The following is a 3,965-nucleotide window of genomic DNA, read 5'->3' on the forward strand; positions in this document are numbered from 1 at the left end:
GCAGATCCTCGGGCCGCTTGCAGCCCTTCAGCAACTCGTCCAGCAGCTCGTTGGAAATCGTCATCGTCCTTGCTCCTCTCAGGAAGCATGGACCGGGTCAGTCATACACAGAAGATCAGACACTCTCCCCGCCGAAGGATTTGAAGCAGCGCATCTTTGCCTCGATGCGGCTGCGGGCGTGGTATCCGGTTCACCGTTTCCAGAACCCCCTGCCGTAGTGGCACGTGGCGCGCAGTCTTCCTTCCAAGGCCGCCCGTTCCTGCGGATCGGGATGATGGCGGTGGGCCGGCGCTCGCCGCTGCGCTCATGGCGCCCGGCGCCGATCAGGCCCTCAACGTCCGCCTCCATGAGCAGCTGCAAGACAGCTTCGGCAATCGCTCGCAAGAAGTCGCCCTGATCGTGCTTTGCCAGAAGCTCGGACAGGTCCATGCTTGGTCTTGGTCATCGGGGTCTCCGTGTGGTCCGGGGTTGGAGCGTCGAAACTCCACCTCGACCATACACCTCGATGGCCACCTCGGGTTACACCGGCAGCGCCAGCGAAATTACACCACCTGCGCGGACACTAACGCGCTTCGGATATCTTGGTCAAACGAATCTGAGCGGGCGTCAGCTTTCGAGGTTCCCTTTCCCGGTTCTCATTATCGCTGCTATAACCATGAAACTCATAGCTCGGGTGAAACACAAAACTTCCGCCTGAATATCCGCCCCGGCTCACTCTACACCCCCACCACCTTTATCACCTTATCCCCAAGGTGATTGATCACCTTCACCGCGATACGCTCGGACTTCGGACGCGGGAACGGCCGCGAGATGGTGCGCTTCAGGCTCTCCCCGGCGTCCTCGTCGATTTCGCCCTTCAGGGTGGCACGCAGCTGCTTGTAGGGCAGGTCAGCACCCGGAAAGTAGGCGTGGCGGACAAAGAAGTTCGCACCCGAGTAGTCGGTATCGATGAACCAGCAAGTGATGTCCTCGGCGTCGCTGCTTTCGACCTTGCCGGTCCGGGGATGGTAGATGTCGACACCCTTCGGCTCGACCCGCAGGCGGTCGCCCTCTTCCACCAGTTCGATATCGGGTTCCCCGAAGACGACGAACAGGTTGCCCCTCCGGCCTTCAGGCCGCCAGCCATGTGCAGGTCGGCGTTCATGCGGGCGTGCAGGATGCGGACGCGGCCGAGCTTGTGCAGTTCCTGCGCATGCGCCTCGAAGTTGAAGGCGGAGGCCAGCAGGATGTCGAAGCCGGCGTCGGCGGCCTCACGGGCGGCATCCACGAGGTCGGCACGACTGACGGTGCCGTATTTGGGGCCGATGAAGATGCCGGCACGGCGCGGGGTCTCGCCTTCCTGATAGCGGCCCTCGGCGGCGATCCCCTGACCGTCCCAGGGCGTCAGGCTGTCGAAGAGGATGCGATCAGCCTTGTCCTGCTGGTGGACGCCGGACTCCGCCAAGTTCTCGATGATGGCCTTGTATTAGTTCTCGGCCTCCTGCTCGAACGCACAGAGAGTCCCGGAGGGGGCGTCCACCTCGTCGATCAGCTCGCCATGCTCGTCTACGGCCTGGGTGCGGTAGGGCGACAGGCTTTCCACGGTGAACGGCCCGGCGACGCGGACGCGCTTACGGTCCTCATAGGGCGTGTCGTAGAGACATTCGTGGTCGGCACGGGCCGCGATGGAGGTGTCGATTTCCGACTGCCGGGCGATGCGGGCCTGCCAGAACGCCTCCAAGGCGGCGACGGCGGCAGCGGGCCACGGGGTGTCGGGCTGCGGCGGCAGGGTCGCTGCATCCCATGAGGCGCCATGCAAGGCATTGAGCCTCGCCAGCGCCGCTTCGGCATTACGCCTCTTGGCGGGCGTGAGGCTGTCCGAGATGGTGCGGGCGCGGGCGTGAAGGTCGCGCTGGTCCTTCGGCCAAGGGGTGCCGAGTTCGCGCGGGATTTCCCATTCCATGGAGCCGTTGGCGGGCGCCTCCTCGCCGCTGGGCAGGGTGACGGTGCCGGTCGAGGTGAAGTCGATCGCCTTGCCGGCGCGGCCGCCGGTGTCCATCGAGAAAGGGTCAGGCTGGCCGGCAAACGCGGCGTTCAGGGCGGGGCGGGCGGCTTCCACGCCGGGCTGCATCCGGTCCCAGATTACGTCGATCTCGGCGTTGTTGGCGATGGACTTAAGCGTGACGTGCGGCACGCGCTCATAGACGAAGCCGTGGCGAATGTCGTTGTGGGTGGCGTGGGTCACGGGGGCGGAGCGGGAGACCTCGGCTTCCTTGCGCGGTCCTTTGGGGCTGTCGGCGAGCAGATACCAAGGGTATTTCGCGACCATAATCTGGCCGCGCGCTAAGGCAAGCGCGACGCGGCTGGTGTCGATGGTGATCCATCGCCGGCCCCATTGCTCGGCAACATAGGCGGTGGTGCCCGAGCCACAGGTCTGCTCGGAGATGCCGTAGCGCTCGGCAACCATCCAAGCCCGCTCCGTGCTCGCCTGGATGGCGGCGCGGATCTTCGGTGTCGTGGTTGCCTGCTTGTGCAGAGAGATCAGCATGCCCGACTCCCGTCCCGAACCTCACCCACGATAAATCTTGCCATGAACAAGGCGGTCCGGCGACCGTCTATGTAACATCCGGGATGGAACAGATAGGTCCAGGCTGGTCGACTGGGGCGTGCTGCGCGATTGGCTCGAGACGGTGCGCCAGGCAACCGAGGACTCGGTTCTCGACATTGCCGCGTATCTTCAAAAGAAGCTCAGCAGGCGGTTCTTTCCGTCGCAGTGGGCGTGAGGCCGGAGGTCCGCATCGCGCCCCAGGCAGATTCCTACGCGCATCCAGACGCACAACGGTGTTTTCGGGTCATTGGTGATCAGGCAGAGCTGGAAGCGGCACCCGAGGCGCCCTGGGGGGAGTGGGCAGTCTTCCTGCACCCGGGGCAGCGCGAGTTCGTCGATCGAGACTTCAATGGTCCTGCCCGCGTCATCTGATCAGCAGGAACCGGGAAGACCGTCGTGGCGCTGCATCGGGCAGTGGGTCTCGCCTCGCAGGATCCGGAGGCCCGTGTCCTGCTGGCCACGTTCAATACAGGCCTTGCGCAGGGGTTGTCGGGCAAGCTCGACGGTCTGGCCACGGGCGGGACTGACGTGCGGGCCCGGATCACGGTCGATACGCTCGGCTCGGTCGCTAAGCGCTTGGCGGCCGACGTTCTGGGTTACGTTGCCATCGCCTCCGGATCCGAGGTCGAAGCGCTGCTCGATGAGACGGCTCGGACGACGAAAACCAGCGTCGACCAGGATTTTCTAAAGGACGAGTGGCGTCTCATAGTCGATGCTTGGGACGTGCGCGATGGCGATATCTACCGCGACCTGCCTCGGCTCGGGTGGAAGATCCGGATGGCAACATCGCGCCGGGACGAACTCTGGACGATATTCGAACGGGTGAGAAGGGCACTGCAAGCGCAGGAAAAGGAGACCGAGGCTGGGCTCATGCACCGCCTTTGTCACGAGATGACGCAGGCTCCCTTCACGCATGTCATCTTCGACGAAGCGCAGGACATCTCGGTGCCTGAACTTCACCTCCTCGCCGCGATAGCTGGAGATCGGCCCAATGGCCTGTTTTTCGCCGGCGACATCCGACAGCGCATTTTCCGGTCAGCTTTCCCATGGAAGGCTGCCGGGGTGGATGTGCAGGGCAGATCTCGAAGCCTGAAGGTGAACTATCGCACTTTCCATCAAAACCGGACCAAGTCGGATCTTCTGTTGCCGCCGCGCCTGCTGGAGGCAGACGGTGGCGAGGACAGTAGGCTGGGCGTCTCTTCTATCTTCCACGGACCGCTACCGAGGATCCAGATATTTGACAGCCCGGCCGGTAATCCTCCCATTTCTAACGGGGTCCATTCGTAGAACTCATGCGGCCATTTTCAGTTTCTGGGCGGGTGTGATGCCGCCGATGCCCATGTTCGGGCGGTCGTTGTTGTAAGTCCAGAGCCATTGC

2 protein-coding genes and 3 pseudogenes are annotated in these 3,965 nt (G+C 63.6%); 1 reads left to right on the forward strand and 4 read right to left on the reverse strand.

Going from position 1 to position 3,965, the window contains the following annotated elements; all coding sequences use genetic code 11:
* Nucleotides 1-130: 130 nt before the first annotated feature.
* The 4 genes and pseudogenes from H5395_RS17870 to H5395_RS19660 all read right to left on the reverse strand — a co-directional run.
* Nucleotides 131-291, reverse strand: a pseudogene (locus H5395_RS17870) (IS5/IS1182 family transposase); the annotation flags it as partial.
* A pseudogene (locus H5395_RS17875) lies at nt 289-429 on the reverse strand (IS256 family transposase); the annotation flags it as partial. The pseudogenes H5395_RS17870 and H5395_RS17875, both read right to left, overlap by 3 nt.
* A gap of 287 nt (nt 430-716) precedes the next feature.
* The gene (locus H5395_RS17880; protein WP_182793865.1) at nt 717-1,058 is read right to left on the reverse strand and encodes a hypothetical protein; all 342 of its coding nucleotides are present in this window, start codon (nt 1,056-1,058) and stop codon (nt 717-719) included.
* Nucleotides 1,059-1,465: 407 nt separating this feature from the next.
* Entirely contained in the window at nt 1,466-2,527 is a 1,062-nt protein-coding gene (locus tag H5395_RS19660) for a hypothetical protein (protein WP_370576501.1), read from the reverse strand.
* A 444-nt stretch (nt 2,528-2,971) separates the two neighbouring features.
* Between H5395_RS19660 and H5395_RS17890 the strand changes: the two are divergent.
* Nucleotides 2,972-3,874 (forward strand): annotated as a pseudogene (locus H5395_RS17890) (UvrD-helicase domain-containing protein); the annotation flags it as partial.
* Nucleotides 3,875-3,965: the final 91 nt, after the last annotated feature.

Source organism: Paracoccus sp. MC1854, from assembly GCF_014164635.1.
GTDB lineage: Bacteria > Pseudomonadota > Alphaproteobacteria > Rhodobacterales > Rhodobacteraceae > Paracoccus.